Below are 19,903 nucleotides of genomic sequence, written 5' to 3' on the forward strand. Positions count from 1 at the left end.
GGTAAAACATGAACATCGATACATTTAAATCAGCAACCGGCGCAGTGCTACTGCTTGCCGGCACAGTGGGCGCCATATTGCCTGCCCGGGCTGAAATTTCGCTACCACAGGTTAATGACAGCGCTTTTGGCTACGGCAAATCCGTTGACGGCGCGGTATCCGATAAATTGTTTTATACCCTGGGTGGTGGATCGGTGATATCGCAGCCGGCGACGCGCAGCAATATGAAGAAAATGGGTCTGGATGTGGGGTGGAGCAGTGACCTGATGTGCGGCAACTTTGACCTCAAAACCACAATTGGCAACCAGTTAAACGGCGTAACCGATGGTTTTAAAAACCTGATGGGTGACGTTATTCAGGGGGCAACTGGCGCGGTGGCCAGCCTGCCAGCGATGCTTATTCAGAGGGCTAATCCAGGTCTGTATGACATGCTGACCAACGGTGTGCTGCAGGCGAACGTCTCGTTCGACAAAGCACAACTGAACTGTCAGAACATGGCGAAGAAATTGGCAGATTTCACCGACAGTAGCAAATGGACTCAGCAGGCCATGCTGGAAGAATACAAGTCTATTGTTAACAGCGGTGATGCAGACGCCGTACGCACTAATGAGGCGGGGCGCAAAGCGTCAGGTAATAAAGGTAATAACTGGATTGGGGGGCAGCAGCGAGGAGGTGCCGGACAACCCGCTATTAAACCTACACATGACCTTGCTGCTGCAGGGTTCAATATGATGAATGACCTGTCTGTAACCAGCACACAATTAGTCAGCGAAAACAGTTGTAATGGCGGTGCCTGCAGTAAATTTAGTAATGCTGAAGAAGCGGCTAAGGCTGTTGTGAAGGTGCTGGGTGATAAATCATTACGAACCTGTGGCAATGCCTCTGAATGTACCAGTGGAGGAGAGGATGAGCAGCCTGGTTCATCTGTGGCTGGTACAGGATTTGCTCCATTACTTGAAGAAGCGACAAAGGTTAATACAGAACAACTGGTGAAACTGGTCAACGGTACCGTGAAGCCAACTGCTACTGAACTGGCAAAGCTGAAAACAGGCGGGCTTTCCTTGACGGCCAATGTGATAAAGGCACTGCAGCGTGACCCAGATAATACCGCGCTGACGGCCCGTCTTGCCAGCGAGCTTGCTATGTCTGACACGGTTGAAACTGCACTACTGATGCGTCGGATGTTGATAACAGGGATGTCGGAACCTAACGCAGCATCTCAAGATGCTGCATTACAGGAAGGAGAACGCCGTATTGACGCGCTCGATCGCGAAATCATGGCATTGAAGAATGAAATGGACCTGAAGCGTGAGCTGGCGAGGAACTCGGTGTTGACCATCATTGAACGGGACAACGAACGTGTAGGTACAAACCCGATGATTCAGCAGACGGACAATGCCGACAGCCGGTTCCAGAAGCTCGATACCCCGGATGCAGAATAAGGACGTTGTGAATATGAAAAACAATCACCGCGACCTGCTGCGTAAAACGGGAAAAGGGTTAAAGGTTGGGCTGCTATATCTGCTGCTCCTGGCGCTGATGATGACCGTGGGACTCTGGCTGGCCGATATCGGGATGCGTCATCCGGAGAGCGTGGCGTCTCTGAAACGATGGATGCACGCAACGCGCTACGGCTGGCTGGCATGGCGGCTGGTTCTTTACTGTGCAGTCGGGTGGGGGCTGTGGAAAATCTGGCATGCGCCGGGCTTTCGGCCGGAATATCGTCGGCCACTGCTGCGCATCGCCAGCGCCAGCACATTATTCTTCTTGGTCTGCGAGTACTCCGTTTTTTCCGGCATGGGAGGCTGATTCACTATGACAACGAACAGCTATCTGGAGTATTTCCTGACCCTGCTGGGCTGGCTGGTCAATAATGGCCTCTGGGACGTCCTTGTCAGTACCGGACTGTTTGCGCTGCCTTTGGTCTTTAAGGTAGTGGGTATCTGGCTGAAGGTTCGCGAAGAAGGAGAAGATGAAGGCAACAAGGGCATGCTGTCGTTACCCCGCATCGAGAATGCGCTTTATGGTGCGTTCTTCGTGATGATTGCCTGTTGCGTGCCGCTGATTCAGGTGAGTCTGACCACGCTGGAATTTGATAAAACCCGGGCGAAAACGTGCGGAACCTGGACACCAAAAGCGCCTGATGAAAGTGGTTACAACAACATTATCTCCAGTATGGACGGCGAAAGCGCAGCTGCGCCGGTCTGGTGGGTGCTGGTCCATAAGTTATCCAAAGGCGTGACTCAGGCAGCTGTGGCCAGCATTCCCTGCCGGCCGGATCTGCGGCAACTGCGGTTTGAGGTGCAGCGGATGTTCATTGAGAACCGCGCGCTGGCTGATGAGTTGCAGGATTTTACCAACGACTGCTACTCACTTGCGCTTTACCAGTGGAAACGGCGTGACCAGGGGCAGACGACGGATAAAGCCGTTCTGTCAGATCTCAGCTGGATAGGCAGCAGTACCTTTCTGAAAGGGGACTACACAACCCTGCAGTCGAAATTGCCGCGAGGAATGTTTTCCTGGAGTGACGACCGTGACAGTGGCCGACCGAATACTGGCAATGGGGGATATCCCTACTGTTCTGAGTGGTGGTCGGCAGCAGAGACTGGCCTGAAGGCCAGGGTGATGAAGCAGGTTGATGACAGCTACTGGCTGCGCTTATCTGCGGCGATGAAGATGATTGGCAGCAGCCAGACGGATTATCAGGAAGAGGTTATACGTCGGCTCGTCAGCCCGGCGAACCTGACGGTATCGCATGGTGGTGAAGTGTATAGCGGCTATGGTGGTAATGCGGATATGACGGCAATGAATGCAATTTCTCGTGCTGCCGGAACTGCAGGTTCTTCGGTGGCCTCACTGGGTGCGTTCCCGGCTCTGGACGCGATGCGTCAGGCATTACCGATGGTGCAGGCCGTTATGCTGATGACCATTTATATTATAGTGCCGTTGATCCTTGCCTTTGCGGCCTATGAATTCAAGACGGTGATCACCCTAACGTTTGTCATTTTTGCCGTTAACTTCCTGACGTTCTGGTGGGAGCTGGCCCGCTGGCTCGACAGCTGGTTGCTGACGGCGCTATACAGTTCTGATACCCACTCACGCTTTAATATGATGGGATTTCAGAATACATCGGATGATCTGATTATGAATCTGGTTATAGGGACGATGTTTCTCATGTTGCCGGCTGTGTGGGTTGGTGCTCTGTCTTGGGCAGGGGTGAATATTGGAAGTGAAATTAGCCGCGGATTGATGAGTGGAACATCTGAGTCTAAATTAGCTGCCTCTCACGCAGGAAATGTAGTTAATTCTGGAATCGGATCTTTATCAAAAGGTATTGATAGTGGGATGAAAAAATAATCATGTAGTAGCGGTATCATTATTGGGATACTGCTACTAATCGTTATCACTTAGCCTATGTTCATTCGTACCGTCGTAGATATAATCTCCATCGATCCTTGTTTCAAATTTAGTACAAAAAGGCTTGGTTTCCGCTTGCCACAGTGACTCATCAGAAGGGGTGTCACTGGGAGCGGGATCTGGTAGCACAGCATTTAACAGTTTTTTCATAAATGCATTCATATCTTGACTCTCCTGCCTGAAAAATGATGTTTTTTTGTTCAAAATTTCCTTGTATCATAAGACTTGGCGAAGGAATGTGCAATTCAAACGGCGCTATTGTAGGAGAAGCTTTTTTCTCAGCTTATTTGGATTGTAAGAGTTATTAAGGAGGAAGGGATGTTCGGGAAGAAAATGTTAGCCGTCTGTATTGTTTCTATGCTTACGACAGCTTGTTCTATGGAGGAAATTTCAGCGACTAATAAAAAGGTAAGCGATGGTGCTTCTAATATCATGAATACGCTCCGAGGGAGTAGTGGTTCATCGGATAGTGGAATGCCTCATTTGTCTCCATCGCAACCTTCAAAAAAAGAGTCGTCATCTAATAAATATGATTTGCCTGTTGACGTGGATACGGCAGCTGCAAGGCTTAAACGCCATTATCAGTTTATTTCCAATGAAGAAGTGGATTCTATCAAGAAGAAAAATACTAATGGTGCTTGGGTCGCAAGTGCAATAACCGGTAATGGCCAAGAATGGGAAGCGATGCCCGGAAGTTATTATAAAATGGGATCTGACTGGGGAGATCAGGACGATCATCTTACCATAGAGGTTGAAAAGAATGGTGCAGGAAGTCGACTTTATATTACCTATAGTTCATCGTCACAAAAAAGACTGGTAAGTGACAGCCTTCAGCAGTTGATGGATAATATTAAAGGGGTGGCTGAAGGAACGGTTCATTGATATATTCGTAATTGTTTGTTGACGGGCATTTATTAGCGTAGTGATGTTTAAGTGCCCATCTTATAAACCGCCTTCCTTTTTTCATATAGATTATTAGGTGTGCCATGGATGCAATTGTAAAATATATTCTGAAATTCCTGACTGATTTCTTATTTGGTAAGGAACCGGAGAAGAAAAAAACGACTTCTGGTTATCGGAACGTTCATTTTGCCCCAAAAGCTGCTCATCAGCCTGAACCATATGTACCGCCGAAAAAATACAGGGACTCTCGCTGGGAAGAACTTGATGACCTGTTCTGGAATATGATGCAGAAAGGAGTTATTCTGCGCAAAAGAGAAAGTGGCTGCTTATTGAGTAACGCTGAAATAATTTACAGGAAAAACCTTGAGGATTGGTTTGGTAGACATTGTTATGTGAGCTGCCAGGTATCACTAGGTCAGTTAATTGATCTCCCGGAACAGGGTGGTTTTTCTAAAGAGGAACAGTCACGCTTTTTCTCTATGTTCAGTAAAATGGCGATGGATTTTGTTATTGTTTCAATAAAAACAAATAAAATTGTTTGCGTAATTGAACTTAATGACTCATCACATAAGGCACCTAAAAGAGTGGAGCGTGATCGGAAGCTATTGGCTCTGATGAAAAAGAGTAAAATACCGTTTATGTTTGTTGATATAAGCCAGATTGATGTTGAACCTGATATCTGGACAGAACGGAAAAATACGTTGTCCGCATGTAGTTAATCGCCTTTTATCTGAGTGGATTAAGTCCGGCTCCGATAGTCCTTTTACTTGTCCTCTATGGTAACGCTCATTATTTGACGTCTTCTCTGCTGTTTGATATTTTACTCCTGTACGACTGTCGTCCGTCAATGACGACCACCAATGTTCCGTGCAGTCTGTGAGGAACGCCTTCGGGTGACTGCAAAAGAATTCTCCCGCAGCCTGAAAGGGAGAGCATATTGAATGTGGTACATCTGCACACCTTTGGAAGCAGATATCGTCAATACAAGCGCACTATGACGCGGCGATGAGGGTTTCTTTCTCTTTGCTCAGTTGCACACCGGTTCGGGTGTTGTACAACGGGCTGGCTACTTCCGGTCAGACGAACGTTGTCTATGGAAGTCGCATCAACATTTCGCTTCTTCAGTAATACGTCCTGAGTTTCGTACGACTTTTGCATCGACCGGATAAGGCCATTTGGAACATTTGGCCGCTTACGGCGTTGCATTACGTGTACGAAACTGCGCGGCGTCACTTGTGTGCAAGCGAAGCGAACACCAAGTGACGCGCGCAGCGCATACCATTCAAACACACGCACAGCGTGGTTTTCATCGTTTTCGTACCATCTGACACACACGTAGTCCGTGTTATTCGGAGAGAAAACGTCTTCACATCAACGTTTGCACGACGGAATACCCGTCTGAACGTCTCAAACTTAATAAGGAGAAAATCGGCTCGATATCGATGGCGACACTACGCAGGTAGTGTTGGAGGCAGCTTGACGAACGTCAGCTCTGCATTAGCAGCAAACAGGTCAGAGACCTGCGGTGCCTCGCAAGAACTCAACATTTCGCCGCCCCGATGCACAGATATCAGCTGAGACGCAGGAAGCGCAAAAGTAACCGTGTCGTCGGGGATGAAATCATGGGGTACAGATCCGTCTGTTTTGTAGAAAGCAGAAGGTTGTGTATGCCACAGGGAGATATAAGAATGTCCAGATTCAGTAAGCAACTTGATAAACAGCTCGTCACGCTTGCACGTCAGGGGCAGGGTAGTTTTAAAACTGTCGCAGACCGTTCAAGAATTGCCGAACGATTCTCTGAACGGCTGGCGAAGTTAAATATTCAGATCAGGGATGCAAAGCATATAAAGACTGTCCATATTCAGAGATACATTCAGAGTCGACAGGCGGAAAAGATATCAAATCGAACATTGCAAAACGAAATGGCAGCTGTACGTTCGATCATGTCTGTTGCCGGAAGAAATAAACTGGCAAATCCTCAGCATGAATTATTGAGCAACAAAGCGTTGGGAATTTCTGGTGCAAGCCGGGATGGTACTAAAAAGGCAATATCTGACGACACGCTTCGTGAGGTTATTAATTATGCAATGAAAAAAGACGAAGGTGTGGCCCTCGCGGTTCAACTGGCTCGTTATATTGGACTTAGAACTGAAGAAACTGTTCAGTCAGCTAAATCATTAAAAACGTGGCAGCAGTCGCTTTTAAGTGGAAATGAACGTGTCCGGGTTGTATTCGGAACAAAAGGGGGGCGTCCGAGAGAGACAACAGTTTTTGACAGGGAAAAAGTTCTGACGCTTTTAAATAAAGCTATTACGTATTGTGACGATAATAACGGGAAACTTATCAACAAGCCAACCTTGCATACTGCAATAGAACGCTATCGTAATATTCTTCGCGATGCCGGAATGACAGGGGAGAATGCGCCGCATTCTTTGCGCTATGCCTATGCAAAAGATGCTGTGAATTTTCATGTCAATAATGGCATGAGTCGGAATGAAGCGGAGGCTTTAGTATCGATGGATTTAGGGCATGGAGATGGACGAGGACGTTATATAAAGCAAGTGTATTTTAAAGAGGGTTTGGATGAATGAATGTTTATAAGTTAGAGCATGAGTATTCCCGCTCGCATAAGTTTTATGGTGTGCGTACAACATTGACCTTTCACGAACTGAATGTCCTGTGCGCATATCTGCAATTGTTACATTTTGAACTTCCCCGTATTGATGGTGCAGAAGATACCATCGCAGAGGATAATGGAGAGAAATTACTTAAAACCATCTTTAATGCTGAGTCTGTTTATAAAGAGGAAAAATATTCACAAACACTGGATTTTCATGATAACTGGAATGAATACTGTGGCGGCCGTTTGGGTGAATATATGCATGAGATTATTCAGGTTGCCAGACCAGATGCGTACAAAAAATTGCTGCAAAATATGATAGCTGAATGTCGGGATGCGATCAGTCGATATCGCGAAGGAAAATTCTGGCTGGAAAACCCTGACAAATGGATCAGCGATGCTGAAAGTAATATTCATCGGCTCCACCACCTTGTTGAAGGGGGCGCAGTAAAGCCTGAGTGGGGCTGGCAGACGATGGGTGGTGCTTCGTGTACAGGACGTGTTTATGTGCGTAATGATAATCAACCCGACGTACCGTCTCCGTATGATGACTGAAGACGTTTGTCACCGTCGCCCACAATAGGCGACGGTGACTTGAAATCACCTTGCGGGTGTGCTTATTATTTAAACGCTAACCTGTCGCTTAAGCGACCACCAATGTTTCAGCAGTCTGTGAGAAACGCCTTCGGGTGACTGCAAAGAAATCTCCCTCAGCCTGCAAGGGAGAGCATATTGAATGTGGTACATCTGCGCACCTTTGGAAGCAGATATCGTCAATACAAGCGCACTATGACGCGACGATGAAGGTTTCTTAAACTTACCAGACAGTCAGAATAATGCCGTTTCTGACTCCCCGACGGGAAATATCTTCCCGATCGGGCAGGTGTTTCCCGTTTTTTTTTACAGGAGAAACACGATGTCCGAATCATCCGGTTTAGCACTTCCCCTCATTGTTCACTGGCCTTATCGCCTAAAAACGGTCATTCAGCGAATAATCCGGGGCAGACGGTTACCCCATGACAGCAAGTGGTTTACCAACGTACCCGGTAACTTTTCCGTTCGCGCTCATGTCGCGTCGACAGAGAAAGGCCTGCGGGTATGGCTCACGCTACGCAGAGGCTGGCACAGTGGTGAATATATTTATTCCCGTTTAACTGTACCGGTTCCTGAAAATGCCGGGTGGCGTAAAGCTTACCGGCTTGCGTGCCGACAGGCTGAGCACCTGGCTCGCTTTCGTTATCGCTTCCAGCCATAACGACCATTCAGTACATCGCATGCTTCTGCACCGATAGTACGCGTAATTGTCTTATCCCGAGGGAAAGTTCTTCCCGACGGGAGGCTTTTCCTCTTGTTAATCAGAAGGAAAAGCATCATGAACTTTATTCATACACCGTATCAAACCGGAGTCGCTTTACGGGAAGACGTGTTCCATCGACAGTTTGAGATCCGGGTTATCGGTATGACAGAGTATCCGGAAGATGATCCGATATATGGCTCATATTATCGTGAAGAAATCCTGACCGTTTGTGAATCGTCGACTATCAGCGGAGCAGTGGAAAAACTGGCTCGTCTCTATGAGACTGACAGCTGGCCCATCCGTGATGAAGACGAAGATTACTATGACTCTGAGCTGGGACACGACTGTGGCCCCTTGTCTTTTTCCCCGCGTTTTGCGGAAATTTACGATCGCCAAAGTCGCCGGGTTCTGTGTGGCGACTTTTCGCAAGGCCTTATCTGGTTTATGCCGCTGACGCCGCCGCAGGACATCGCGACGTTACAGGCGAAACAATGCAGTCTGCGCGAAGAAGCAGCATTTGAGTCCGGCTGGGATAATTACAGTACGGCAAGGGAGCTGCGTGCTCAGGTAACCAGGCTGGATATGTACCTGACAGACAAGCGATATGCCTGTTTGCCGGAAGTGAAAAATCTGGCAACCCGACGCTATAACCCGGAATCTGGCCACCTGTGGCGCGATCCAGATACAGCGTCTTATTCGTGAATCAGGCGGGTATATGAGTTGATATCTACCTGACCTTTGTAGCTACCCAAACGGGATCTATACCCGTTAGGGGAATAAATCCCGTTTTTTGTTAATTGAAATGAGGATTTATTCATGACATCACAATCATCGTTCTCGCCTATACAAGAAAAGGCGACGCTCTTCAGCTTTCCGGATGTCAGTATTGCTCTTGGAACCAGCCGCGGAACACCATTTTCTCCGGCGTATCAGGGAATTGTGACGTTGAATAATTTTCTGGCGTTAATCAAATGGGTCTGCGTTAACGTTGCGGAATACGAAGAAGGTATGCCGAACAACGAGCCTGTTTTTCTGTCGCGTAATCATCTTGCGTTACTGCGCGAAGATATCCATAACGGCCGCTTTGCATTGCCGGGTAATGACCTGCAGTACGGAGAGATGTTCTACGCACTGCAGCTGCTTGCTATATGGGCGCAGTACTGCATTTGTACACTCGATTTTTACCAGGAAAGCGCATTTATATTTGTATCCTGGAAACTCTGATTTTGTCTGACTAAGGCGATGCTTTCATCGCTGATATTTGTTTTCACTTATCCCGGAGGGAGTTTCCCTCCCGGGATGCTTTCTCCGTAAATACCGAGGAGAAGCAATTATGTTACGTTTTTATGGAGCTGACCTTAAATCAGTAGTAACCGAATCCATTTCCAGAAATAAACCCGTAATGCTGATTAAAGATAACGGTATTTATTTGATGGTTGAGGATGGGGGGATCGCTGAAGGTAGTCGACTAAGACACCAAATCTACCAGGCATTTGCTGAAGGATGCAATCCCGCATGTGACCTGGAATGGCAGACGATGACAAGACTGCTTATTAGTGAGGAAATTTTTAGCGAAAGACTCTGCCTGACAGAGGGCCAGCGTTGGGACATCATAATCAAGTCTTTGCAGCTGGTTATTGTGCAGGATGATATCAGCCCAAAGGTATTTACCGACGATCCGGACTATGTGCCGGTCGCTAAATACCGCAGCCTGACCAACAGAATGAACACGATGGCTATTGCTCATTTCAATGCCTGCGTTGGTCCTGGTGAGTACATTCAGTGGCGGGAAGCCGCATACCGCCTTTTCTGGAAATGTAAGCACATCAGATGTAAGCGCGCAAAGCGCGGTGACCATTTTGATTTTATTACGGCTGTAAACCTGCTGCATCGTCGCGCGAGAAGTGTTTCTCCAACAGGCGCGCTGCTTTTTGTCACAAACTAATCAACTGTCCCCGGGGCGTATTCCACGCCACCGGGCCGGGATACGCCTTTTTTATTGAGGAGTTTCCCGTGAAAAAGAAACCATTGCGTAAAAGCACTACAAAACAGCATCCGGCAAAGTCGGTGGACCTGTACCGGAAAATCACAGACCGGATAATCATCGCGCTGGAGAACGGCGTGGAACCCTGGCGCAAGCCATGGCGTGCCGTCGCCGGCAGCGAGTTGGCTGGTCTGCCGCTAAATGCCACTACCGGCCGTCATTACAGCGGCGTGAATGTTCTGCTTCTCTGGATGTCTGCGGAAGAGCAGGGGTTTCGCAATAACTACTGGCTGACTTACCGGCAGGCGCAGCAGACAGGTGGCCAGGTTCGTAAGGGTGAGAAAGCCACCCTGGCGGTGATTTATAAAGACTGGACGAAACAGGCGGAAGACCGTGAAGGGAACCGCCTGTACGACAGTGAAGGCAGGCCGCTGATGGAAACGGTGCCGATGCTTAAGCCCCTGCAGCTGTTCAACGCAGAGCAGTGTGAAGGGCTGCCGGCAGATATTGCCGCTTCACCTGAGCAGATCCAGACGATGGATGAAGACGGCGTACTCAGTCCGGAAGTAATGGACAAAGTGGTCCGGATATTTAACGCCACCGGCGTTAAGCACCGGATGCTGCCTCAGGACCGGGCGTATTACAGGCCGCTGACGGATGAAATTGTGATGCCGCTGGCAGAGCAGTTTTTCACGGAAGCGGACTGGTGGTCCACGCTGCTGCATGAGCTTGTACACAGCACCGGCCATGCGAGGCGCCTGAACCGGGAGGGAATAACATCTTCGTCCCGTAAGTTCGGAGGCCCGGTATATGCCTTCGAAGAGCTGATAGCCGAAATGGGCAGTGCGTTTTTATGCGCGCAGCTGGGTGTGTTCGGCGAAGTACGGCACGACAGCTATGTGGAGGGCTGGCTGAAGGTACTGAAGTCTGACAAAAAAGCACTGTTTCGCGCCTGCCGGCAGGCGCGTGAGGCTTCGGAATATCTTCTTGCGTTGACCGGCAGAAATGCTGACGCCGCATAATAAATTCATCAGGTGACGATTAATTTGCCATTGTCGCCATCCCGTGAGGGCATTGCCCATCACGGGCAATGTCCTCTTTTTGTTTGAAGAGGAGTATCAAATTATGTCCGAATGGTGTCATAACCACTTTTTAATTACAGGTAAATCCGTCTGTATTGATGTGTTGCAGCAGTGGATAAACGGCGCAGACACGCCGCGCTATCGCCACGCAATACTGCAGAGTATACAGCTGTTCCTGGCCGGGTGTGCGGGGATACTGAAACCGGTGCGAACTGTCTCGTACACTCCCTTTCAGGGGCTGGTTCGTCACGGTGTCGGGCAGTCGACGGCCGCTAACCTTGCGTTTGAGCAGTGGCTGGAACTGCTACAGAAAGACGTGGCGCTGGATACGGAGACAATACGCCGGATTGACCGGCTATATCACCAGTCTGGCCTGGGGGCGCTGAAGTGGGAAAATATCCCCCAGGCGTCACGGGATATCATGGCGGCGCTGATGAAAAGGCAGTATGCGGACTGGTTCGGTCTGGCCGGCATGAACGATGAGCCTGATGCAGCGGCTTGCTGGGAACATCTGCGGGAATACCCGGAACGGTCGCAGCCCTGCGATATGCTGATGGTTATTCCGACGCGGCTGGCCACTGAGCTTAACGGCTCCGGTGGGCTGCTGACAGGAATCTCCACAACGGTGAGCTTCTACAGTCGTATTTACGGGATGGAGTGGCCGGCCGGGCATAATGTAAACCTGCACCGCCATGCCGCTAACGGGTTAACGTTGCGGCTGGATTCTCCATGGTATCCGCCGTCAGGTGAGGTGGTGGCCGGTATTTCTGCTCTCTTTGAGTGTGAAGTGCGACATACGTACAGCGAAACGGTCAGCGGCTTTGGTGGTTATGACTGTTATGACCTCGGGGCGCATGTGGATGGCCACCAGGGGTTGCCGGTGGACACTCTACAGTCCGTGCCGGCTCTGTATCTGGTCAGTAGTGAACAGTCGCATCCTGAACCGGAGACGGTTGGTTACAGCGAAGTCCGTGGATAACCGGTTTCTGACCATTTAACCGTGCTGCAGCCTTCACCGGCTGCAGCTTTTTTACCCTCAGGGGAACACTGTTCTCCTGCCCGGGGTACGTGTTCCTCTTTTTTATGGAGAAATGCGTATGGCCGGTTTAATTGACCATGAAAAAGCGTTTATCTCACTTTTTAATCAGACTGCACGATACCATCACCGCCATAAGGTATTCGAAGATTTTGTCAGCTGCAGCGTTATTGCGCTGGAGAACCGTCTCTGTTTCAGTGAAAAGCGAGAAGCTAAATATCTTCGAATAATCGGTGGTTATGAAAAGCCGGATGTTGTCCGTATGGCGCAACTGCTGGCTCATGTGGTTAACGGGCTGCAGGATGGGTTCTGTGATTTTCTGGGTAACGTGTTTATGCAGCTGGAACTGGGCGATAAGTATCGCGGCCAGTTCTTCACCCCCTGGGATGTGGCCAGAATGATGGCGCAGCTGCAACTGGGAGATGTGAAGGCTATGTTTGATGAAAAGCCTTTCATCACTCTCAGCGAGCCTGCCTGCGGTGCCGGTTGTATGGTACTGGCTTTTGCCGATGCTCTTAACCAGGCAGGCTATGCGTCACACCGCTATCTGTGGGTTTCCGCGACGGATATTGATCCACTGGCCGCTGGCATGGCCTACATCCAGTTATCGCTCTGCGGCGTGGCTGGTGAGGTCGTCATTGGCAACGCATTGTGTGACGAACGTCGGCGGGTACTGCTGACGCCGGGCCATTATCTCGGTAACTGGTCGCTTCGTTTGCATTCACTGCGAAAAAAGGCCGCATAATTACACCATAGCGCTCCCGATTGGGGGCGTTTTTTTAGCATAGCTGGTGGATGTAAGGCATCGAAGAGCGGAAGTTTGCAAGCCATTACTTACATCAATGTGTGTTGAACAATGCTGACCTCGTTTTTTTGTTTATGCAAGTGCGTTAAAAGCGGCCTACGAAGTTGGCTGGCTTGGCGGGGATACCAGCACTCGCCCAGCCTCTCACGTCAGGTTCAAAGTTCTTGCAACCCAAAAAGCTTGCCTTTATCTTTCGAAGAGAATTGTCTGCAAAAAAGTAAGGAAATGAAATGGCAGAGAACGGCCCTATTGAGGATTTGGCGAAACGCATATCTGACGATCTAATGAGTCGATTTAAGTGGCAACAACATGGCCCCTGCGATCAGGATTTCTTTTGTGATGATGAAGCTAAACATAAGCCAGAAGGTAAAAAACAGAAGCATACACACCCAGTGGATGTGGTATTTAGTTATAAAGATCCATATTTAAATAAAGTCATCTATTTAAATACTGATTTGAAAAGCTATAAAATAGGTTCTATAAATGCGTCAAAGATAGAATCTGCATTAGAGTCATTAGCAAAAACGATTGAATGTGCTCGATATAGTCCTGAATGGTCAGAAAAGTATAATTTTTCTCAAATCGACTGCGAAGTCCGTGGTTTACTTTTTGTTTTTAATCATGACAATCAATTGCAGCATGATTTTTATGATTTCTTTAATCCTCCTAAACCTACCAAAGGAAGGAGAGATAAAGCTGTTAACTTGGAGAAGGTTCCGTTATGTACTGGACAGCAAATTCACATAATTGATCCGTTTCTTATTAATTATATGTTGGCAGTAACGAATGACATGAATGACTTGATTGCCAAAAAAGAATTCCCTGATGAAGAATATGGGTTTTATTATCCTCAACTTACTTTCCATAAAGTTGCTGTTACTGAAAAATACCTGCCAGCTACTATTGAAGTATTATCAGCGCCTTTTATGATTATCAAACACGGTGCGGTTTATAAATTCAATAGAGCTAAGCATGTTGAGGAGGAAATTTATCCAGAGGGCTTTGTTGTATACTACAACAGAAAAGGTAATAGCGATAATGAATTCTTTTATTTACTAGATTTACTATCTAACTATCAAATTCTTGATGGCTTAAACAAAATTAGAATAAGGCTAGCTCATCGTGAAAAAGATGACAGGGTTATTTCACATTTTCAACGAGGGATCGAAAAGTATGCGCATGAGTATGGATTGGATGAAGAGACTAAAAAGAGGCTGGAAAATTTAGATGTTAAGGTTGTCTCTACTGTAAAAGAATTCTTTTCAGCTGAAGTTATTTCTTGGGAGCCGAAATGAAAAATATTCATAGTGTAACTGATAAGGCTTTGTATGATGCTTTGAACCAAAAGCAGATTACATTAAACGAAATACAAGACCTTTTCTTGGAAAGAGGCACGATTATTTGTAAAAAAACTCCTCGAAAATATTTAGCAAGAAACTACTCTCGAATGACTCATGACTATTATGATCATCAGAAGATTGCAACTTTGCTCGGTGGTCAGACAAGAACTGAAAAAAATACATGTGTTAGAATTGAGTCTAGTGTCGCTAAGGAAGATATCATAGAGGCAGCGGAGAAGTTAAAAAAAGAAATTACTGATCAAGATGATTATTGCAAAATAATCGTGGACGGATCTCGAATTCTTATTAATATAAGATACATTTCTACAAATTATGGTAAAAGTGACTTTAAACAGGCTATAAATAAAGAAGCTTTGATTGAAATCGAGCCTATTGATAACGGTTATAGCATTCGTCGTCCAGATAACGAGAATCTTCAGGATTACGAAGAACTCCTCCTTGGTCATATCAGCTCTATTCAGAACGATCAAGCGGACGATAGCAATCTTGATTTAAAATTAAACGAAATCACTCTTTCTCATAATACTTCCGCAGATGTTAGAACTCTCTTTTTCGACAAGTTAATCCGCACGCTGGATGGATATGAGTTAGAAGATGTGACGGATGCTTATGTATATCATCCAAAACCTGAAACAATAGAGGCTGAAGAGGGAAACACTGAAACAGGGGTGCATGTATCAAGAGCATCTCTTAAGGGGGAGGGGGTTCTTAAATCTGATGAGCTAAGTGATCTTTATGACAGAGGGTTTTATATCTGGAAAATAAAATGGAAGGTCAAGGAAAAATTGGCTGACCCAGATATTTTTGAACTTGAAGCACAATTCGGAGATCCTCTCAACTGCACTAATTTTTCATATTTAGTTAAAGGAGTTAGAAAATATAAAGCTAACGGACAATATTTTAGTAAACCTCAAAAACTCTCTGGGAGAGAAGCTGATAGGTTTAATAAATTAATTGAAAATAGAGCTTATTCTATTATAATGGAAATCAGCTAATTCATCATAAGGAGTGGCTATGTCACAATTAAGATTGAAGTGGATGAAATTAAAGATCAGAACCAGTTCTGAGGCGGTTTTTAATTTTATCAAAAACACCCCTTATTCTGATGCTATTGGTGCTGGCTTTACTAAATATGAAACCATTCATAATGGTATATCTGCAACCTTTAATAAAAAAACTGTAATATTAGAACCAGTTTCCGATCCTTTTGGTGAGATTTTGGAGTTTGAAAGAATTGTCTTTGACCAGATTAATTTTTCTATCCAAACGATTAGTAATAAAATATGTTTGTTAACTTTTTACAATCCACCAAAGACTGTTAAGTCTTTCATTGATTTTTTGTCTCAGGCAGAAGGGCTAAATGTTGCCTATGGCAGTTTGACAGTGGACCTCAAGGCTTTCATGAAAATAATTCGAGAGAATTTTGGAGTGAAAGTATTTGCTATTTCCAAAGTGAAAGTGTCAAATCTTCCTGTCACTGAAAAAACAAGAGCGTGTTTAGAGTTGAATTCTAGCGGAGATGCTTTGCATGATTTGAGGAGTTTTATTGGAGAGGATGAATTCAAACTCGATAAAATAAAGGTTAGGGCGCTTTATCATGATTCAAAACTTAGTTTTGAATTGACCAGTGGAGCTTCCGCAGCCATTCCTGAAGAGCATGTGCCGATCTTCAATGATGCTATTTCATGTATGGAGCTTGATAAGCTTTAGGGTGTAATGGGTGTCATCTTTTAATGGTGATGCCCGGCTCTAAAAATTATATTTATATCGTTGAACGTATATTTTATACATTTAATGACTTCATCACCTAACCATTCTTTTAATTCTTTCATGCAGATGAGTTAATTCATTTCGGACGAAAACACGGCTGGCTTTTCCGCATATTCAAACCCACCAACGTTATTTGGCATAATTCTCATCATTTTCGCCAGCACGCGGTGCGCACTTAACAGGTCGTCGTGACTGGCCTTCTTTGTTAAAGAAATCATCTTTCTTCGCCGAGTAGCAGAATCTTGATGCTATCTGACTTGCTGTGGGGTGCACATGAGCAGATTGCGGAAGTTGCCCATCCCTTTCCGTCTCTCGCATCGCCTGACCTAAATAGGGGGTTTGAGGGCCAGTGATGTAAAAAACCACGCTAACGTAATATTAATATGAAATTTATAGATTTATTGGATAAATTTTTATCAATAGAGTTTTCATGCTCCCAGAGTCGGGAAAACTTGAACTGTTAAGGGCCAGAGGCTTTCAAGTGCATTTGAGCTACAAGCAGCTTAATTCGCGTGAAATGCACTGTTCCTGTGTTTCACAGTAGCTATGAACCTATGTACCAAGTGTATTTCCCACATTCCGTTAACATTAATTCGGAAATTAATTGGAAATACTGAGGTAATTCTATGAACGATGATATGACGATTAACAGTGAGATGCTGGTTCCTTACCAGAAACCACAGGTTCCGTTTATGGCGGCGGATCTTGTCCTGCCGGGCGTACTAAATGACTATCTTAAAGATGACCGGCTCTGGGTGCCTGTAACTGAAACTCTCAGCTTTAAACCTCTGTTACTCAACACAACATCGGGGTATTACATCAACCTACTGAGGGTAAAAAAAAGTGGTGTCTTATCCCGCCACCGGCACAGTGGTGAGGTGCATGCTTTTGTACTGAAGGGACGCTGGTACTATCTTGAACACGACTGGGTCGCGGAAGAACACTCATTTGCCTATGAACCGCCGGGTGAAACCCACACGCTCTTCGTGCCTGAAGATGTTAAGGAAATGATAACGCTCTTCACCGTACGCGGCGGCTATACCTACGTCGATCCGCAGGGAAATGCGGTGGGTTATGAGGACGTCTTTACCAAGCTTGAAATGACGCGTAAATATTATGCAGAAGCCGGGATCCCCGAATCATATCTGACTAATATCATTCGCTGATATCATGCAGGCACTGCGTGTGCGCATTGCCTGCGTATTACTCCTTTCTATCCGCCAGTTGTATCAGTAATCCACGCCATTTTCGGCGATATCCATTGCGAAATAGGAGAGAATAATATCCGCCCCCGCCCGCTTGATAGCACCGAGAGTTTCGCGAACGACTTTGCGTTCGTCGATGGCTCCGGCTCTGGCAGCAAACTTGATCATCGCATATTCCCCACTGACCTGATAAGCCGCCAGCGGCAGTTTTGATGCCGCGCGGATATCACTAATCATATCCAGATAGGTTCCTGCAGGTTTGACCATCAGAGCATCGGCGCCTTCCTGTTCGTCCAGAAGCGATTCGCGTACAGCCTCCCGCCGGTTGAGTGGGTTCATCTGATACTGTTTACGATCTCCCTGTAGCACGCTGCCACCGGCCTCCCTGAAAGGTCCGTATAATGAAGACGCTAATTTAGTTGAGTACGCCATAATTGCAGTCTCCGAAAATCCGGCAGTATCGAGCGCGTGGCGTATAGCCCGCACCTGACCATCCGCAGCGGCAGAAGGTGCAATAAAGTCAGCCCCGGCTGCGGCTGCATTCACGGCCTGTCGTCCCAAATTTATGAGTGTCGCATCATTATCCACCCCATGGTCATGCAGCACGCCACAGTGGCCGTGCGTGGTGTATTCACAAAAGCAGGTATCAGACATCACGATCATTTCCGGTACGGTATCCTTGCAGATACGCGCCATACGCGCCACAAGACCGTTTTCACTCCAGGTATCGCTGCCTGTTGCATCCATATGATGAGAGATCCCGAAGGTCATCACCGAGCGGATACCTGCCCGCGCGTAACGTTCGATTTCGTATGCCAGCTTTGATTCTGGAATACGCAGTACGCCGGGCATCGTGGCAATTTCTGCAAAGTCAGACGTCTCCTCTTCAACGAAGACGGGCAACACCAGGTCGTCAAGGGTGAACGCCGTTTCCTGGAAAAGCGTCCGTAAGGAAGGAGACTTCCTCAGACGGCGTGGTCGTATTGCCGGGAAATTATTATTCATAATGACTCCTTCAGTTTCCTTTTACTTTGAGTGATTGCTTGATTTTTTCGTATTAAATTGCAGCTCCCTGCGTGCAGGGAGCTGACCGCTTAATTTTTTCGTCTGTGACTTTCAGTATTTGTTCATCCGACCCGAAATGCTGGCTGGCTTTTTCCCACGAAATAGGCGGATAAAGCAATGCATGCACTTAAAACACTGCACAATAACAGATAGCCATTCAGGGCTGTTTCCGGGTAGAAATGATCCATCATTACGCTAAGTGAAAACGGCAGCCAGTTACCCACGTAACCCACAATGTAAAGAAGGTTTATCAGATGGTGTCGCTGACTCTGTCTGGCGACCAAGTTAACGATAGTGGCAGCACCGACAAGTATTGCCCCGTAGGCGAATCCTTCAAGCATCACGGATATGAAGAGAAGGACGGGATCGGTCGTGCGGACGCTGCAGAGGGCAAGCAAAACCGCAGCAAGCTGGGCAACAATCCCGATTTTCAGCGACGAATAATGGTGCTTTTTTCTCATCACTATCTGGGTGATACCTGCAACCAGCAGGAATGCCGACAGTGAATAGCTAACCAGCTGCACGCTGGTAACATTAAAATAGGTGCGGGCGAGGGTCGGCCCCTGGGACATAAACGTGGACGCCATCGCCCATGAAAGAAATATGGCCATGCAGCAGACGATGACGTCCCGGAAAGAGAGCGCCTTATGGCCCTGAGCTCCGACATTTTTCCGTTCAGCGGTGACGGGCGTACAGTGCCTGTTAATCACCAGACGACTGCGCCAGATCGCAAATACTGACGCTGTAACCAGAATAAAAAGAATTACGTAGGGAGCCTTAAGTGCATAAAAACCGCGATGTACAATTTCCCCCGTTATTAAAGGACCTACAGCCTGCCCTAGGATCAACGAGGCAGAAGCCGTCAATGCTGCAGTATTACTTAATCGCGTATCAAATATTTTAATCAGCGAGCGATTAATATAGGCCATTAAAATACCTGAACCCAGCCCCGTAACAAAACGACCGAGAATTAGTATCATAAAGTTATCTGCAAACATCATCAGAAGTGATGACAGCAAAACGCAGGCCAGACCAGCATAAAGAGGCCTTGTATACAGCTCAGCCCTGATATTAACCCTGGCGGTAAATGCCAGCGCGAAAAGCACACCGGCAGCGTAAACGCCAAATACCGTCATTATCTGAGAGGCGCTGAAGCCATATAAACTGATGTATACGGGATAGAGAGGGGTCGGAAGACTGCTGCTCAGCATGCCGGAAAAAAAAGCCAGGGCCAGCGCCATCCCTGCCCGTGATGTTTGTTTGTCTGACATAGTAATTTCTTCTGTCCTGGAAAATGGATTCATTCTGTAAAAAACCATAAAACAGTAACACGATCCGTTAGCGACGGGATTCGAGCA

At 46.9% G+C, this 19,903-nt stretch carries 20 protein-coding genes; 17 read left to right on the forward strand and 3 right to left on the reverse strand.

Annotation, left to right across the window (positions count from 1 at the left end):
* The first annotated feature begins 8 nt into the window (after positions 1 to 8).
* Genes AB3U87_RS10970 through AB3U87_RS10980 form a run of 3 tightly spaced genes read left to right on the forward strand, consistent with a single transcriptional unit; the run spans position 9 to position 3,357 of the window.
* The gene (locus AB3U87_RS10970) at positions 9 to 1,442 is read left to right on the forward strand and encodes an integrating conjugative element protein (RefSeq protein ID WP_394148983.1); all 1,434 of its coding nucleotides are present in this window, start codon (positions 9 to 11) and stop codon (positions 1,440 to 1,442) included.
* A 13-nt stretch (positions 1,443 to 1,455) separates the two neighbouring features.
* Complete coding sequence (locus AB3U87_RS10975; RefSeq protein ID WP_394148984.1) at positions 1,456 to 1,809, forward strand: hypothetical protein; 354 nt, start codon at positions 1,456 to 1,458, stop codon at positions 1,807 to 1,809.
* A 6-nt stretch (positions 1,810 to 1,815) separates the two neighbouring features.
* Positions 1,816 to 3,357 carry a conjugal transfer protein TraG N-terminal domain-containing protein gene (locus AB3U87_RS10980; protein ID WP_394148985.1) on the forward strand — a complete coding sequence of 514 codons (1,542 nt, stop codon included), beginning with the start codon at positions 1,816 to 1,818 and terminating at the stop codon, positions 3,355 to 3,357.
* Positions 3,358 to 3,393: 36 nt separating this feature from the next.
* On the opposite strand, the gene AB3U87_RS10985 is transcribed toward AB3U87_RS10980, so the two are convergent.
* A complete protein-coding gene (locus AB3U87_RS10985; RefSeq protein WP_394148986.1) occupies positions 3,394 to 3,621 on the reverse strand; it encodes a hypothetical protein in 228 nt (75 codons plus the stop codon).
* Positions 3,622 to 3,735: 114 nt separating this feature from the next.
* On the opposite strand from AB3U87_RS10985, the gene AB3U87_RS10990 reads away from it, so the two are divergent.
* From AB3U87_RS10990 to AB3U87_RS11055, 14 genes are all read left to right on the forward strand, one after another.
* Complete coding sequence (locus AB3U87_RS10990) at positions 3,736 to 4,299, forward strand: hypothetical protein (protein ID WP_394148987.1); 564 nt, start codon at positions 3,736 to 3,738, stop codon at positions 4,297 to 4,299.
* 104 nt (positions 4,300 to 4,403) lie between these two features.
* Positions 4,404 to 5,039, forward strand: a complete 636-nt coding sequence (locus tag AB3U87_RS10995; protein ID WP_394148988.1) for a DUF2726 domain-containing protein — start codon at positions 4,404 to 4,406, stop codon at positions 5,037 to 5,039.
* 969 nt (positions 5,040 to 6,008) lie between these two features.
* Complete coding sequence (locus tag AB3U87_RS11000; protein ID WP_394149006.1) at positions 6,009 to 6,911, forward strand: integrase domain-containing protein; 903 nt, start codon at positions 6,009 to 6,011, stop codon at positions 6,909 to 6,911.
* Positions 6,908 to 7,495 (forward strand): hypothetical protein, encoded by a 588-nt coding sequence (locus tag AB3U87_RS11005; protein ID WP_394148989.1) that lies wholly within the window; start codon positions 6,908 to 6,910, stop codon positions 7,493 to 7,495. Before AB3U87_RS11000 ends, AB3U87_RS11005 begins: the two co-directional genes overlap by 4 nt.
* Before the next feature lie 817 nt (positions 7,496 to 8,312).
* Positions 8,313 to 8,939 (forward strand): hypothetical protein, encoded by a 627-nt coding sequence (locus AB3U87_RS11010; RefSeq protein WP_394148990.1) that lies wholly within the window; start codon positions 8,313 to 8,315, stop codon positions 8,937 to 8,939.
* Between the two features lie 114 nt (positions 8,940 to 9,053).
* Complete coding sequence (locus tag AB3U87_RS11015; RefSeq protein ID WP_394148991.1) at positions 9,054 to 9,461, forward strand: hypothetical protein; 408 nt, start codon at positions 9,054 to 9,056, stop codon at positions 9,459 to 9,461.
* Between the two features lie 109 nt (positions 9,462 to 9,570).
* Complete coding sequence (locus AB3U87_RS11020) at positions 9,571 to 10,182, forward strand: hypothetical protein (RefSeq protein ID WP_394148992.1); 612 nt, start codon at positions 9,571 to 9,573, stop codon at positions 10,180 to 10,182.
* Positions 10,183 to 10,250: 68 nt separating this feature from the next.
* Positions 10,251 to 11,243, forward strand: a complete 993-nt coding sequence (locus AB3U87_RS11025; protein WP_394148993.1) for an ArdC family protein — start codon at positions 10,251 to 10,253, stop codon at positions 11,241 to 11,243.
* Between the two features lie 103 nt (positions 11,244 to 11,346).
* A complete protein-coding gene (locus tag AB3U87_RS11030) occupies positions 11,347 to 12,282 on the forward strand; it encodes a DUF1281 domain-containing protein (RefSeq protein ID WP_394148994.1) in 936 nt (311 codons plus the stop codon).
* 118 nt (positions 12,283 to 12,400) lie between these two features.
* Positions 12,401 to 13,084: an N-6 DNA methylase gene (locus AB3U87_RS11035; protein ID WP_394148995.1), complete on the forward strand. Its 684-nt coding sequence runs from the start codon at positions 12,401 to 12,403 to the stop codon at positions 13,082 to 13,084.
* A gap of 290 nt (positions 13,085 to 13,374) precedes the next feature.
* Positions 13,375 to 14,439, forward strand: coding sequence for a PD-(D/E)XK nuclease domain-containing protein (locus tag AB3U87_RS11040; protein WP_394148996.1), 1,065 nt, complete (start codon positions 13,375 to 13,377; stop codon positions 14,437 to 14,439).
* A complete protein-coding gene (locus AB3U87_RS11045) occupies positions 14,436 to 15,500 on the forward strand; it encodes a hypothetical protein (RefSeq protein WP_349475712.1) in 1,065 nt (354 codons plus the stop codon). The genes AB3U87_RS11040 and AB3U87_RS11045 overlap by 4 nt, the downstream gene beginning before the upstream one ends.
* A 19-nt stretch (positions 15,501 to 15,519) precedes the next feature.
* The gene (locus AB3U87_RS11050; RefSeq protein ID WP_394148997.1) at positions 15,520 to 16,215 is read left to right on the forward strand and encodes a hypothetical protein; all 696 of its coding nucleotides are present in this window, start codon (positions 15,520 to 15,522) and stop codon (positions 16,213 to 16,215) included.
* Between the two features lie 686 nt (positions 16,216 to 16,901).
* Complete coding sequence (locus tag AB3U87_RS11055) at positions 16,902 to 17,441, forward strand: 2,4'-dihydroxyacetophenone dioxygenase family protein (protein WP_221886569.1); 540 nt, start codon at positions 16,902 to 16,904, stop codon at positions 17,439 to 17,441.
* A gap of 63 nt (positions 17,442 to 17,504) precedes the next feature.
* Here the strand turns inward: AB3U87_RS11055 and hemB are convergent, their stop codons facing one another.
* On the reverse strand, positions 17,505 to 18,485 hold the full coding sequence (gene hemB / locus AB3U87_RS11060) for a porphobilinogen synthase (RefSeq protein WP_144274005.1): 981 nt from the start codon (positions 18,483 to 18,485) through the stop codon (positions 17,505 to 17,507).
* 122 nt (positions 18,486 to 18,607) lie between these two features.
* A complete protein-coding gene (locus AB3U87_RS11065) occupies positions 18,608 to 19,816 on the reverse strand; it encodes an MFS transporter (RefSeq protein ID WP_394148998.1) in 1,209 nt (402 codons plus the stop codon).
* Positions 19,817 to 19,903: the final 87 nt, after the last annotated feature.

This window comes from Erwinia plantamica (assembly GCF_043420595.1).
Taxonomy (GTDB): Bacteria; Pseudomonadota; Gammaproteobacteria; order Enterobacterales; family Enterobacteriaceae; genus Erwinia; species Erwinia aeris.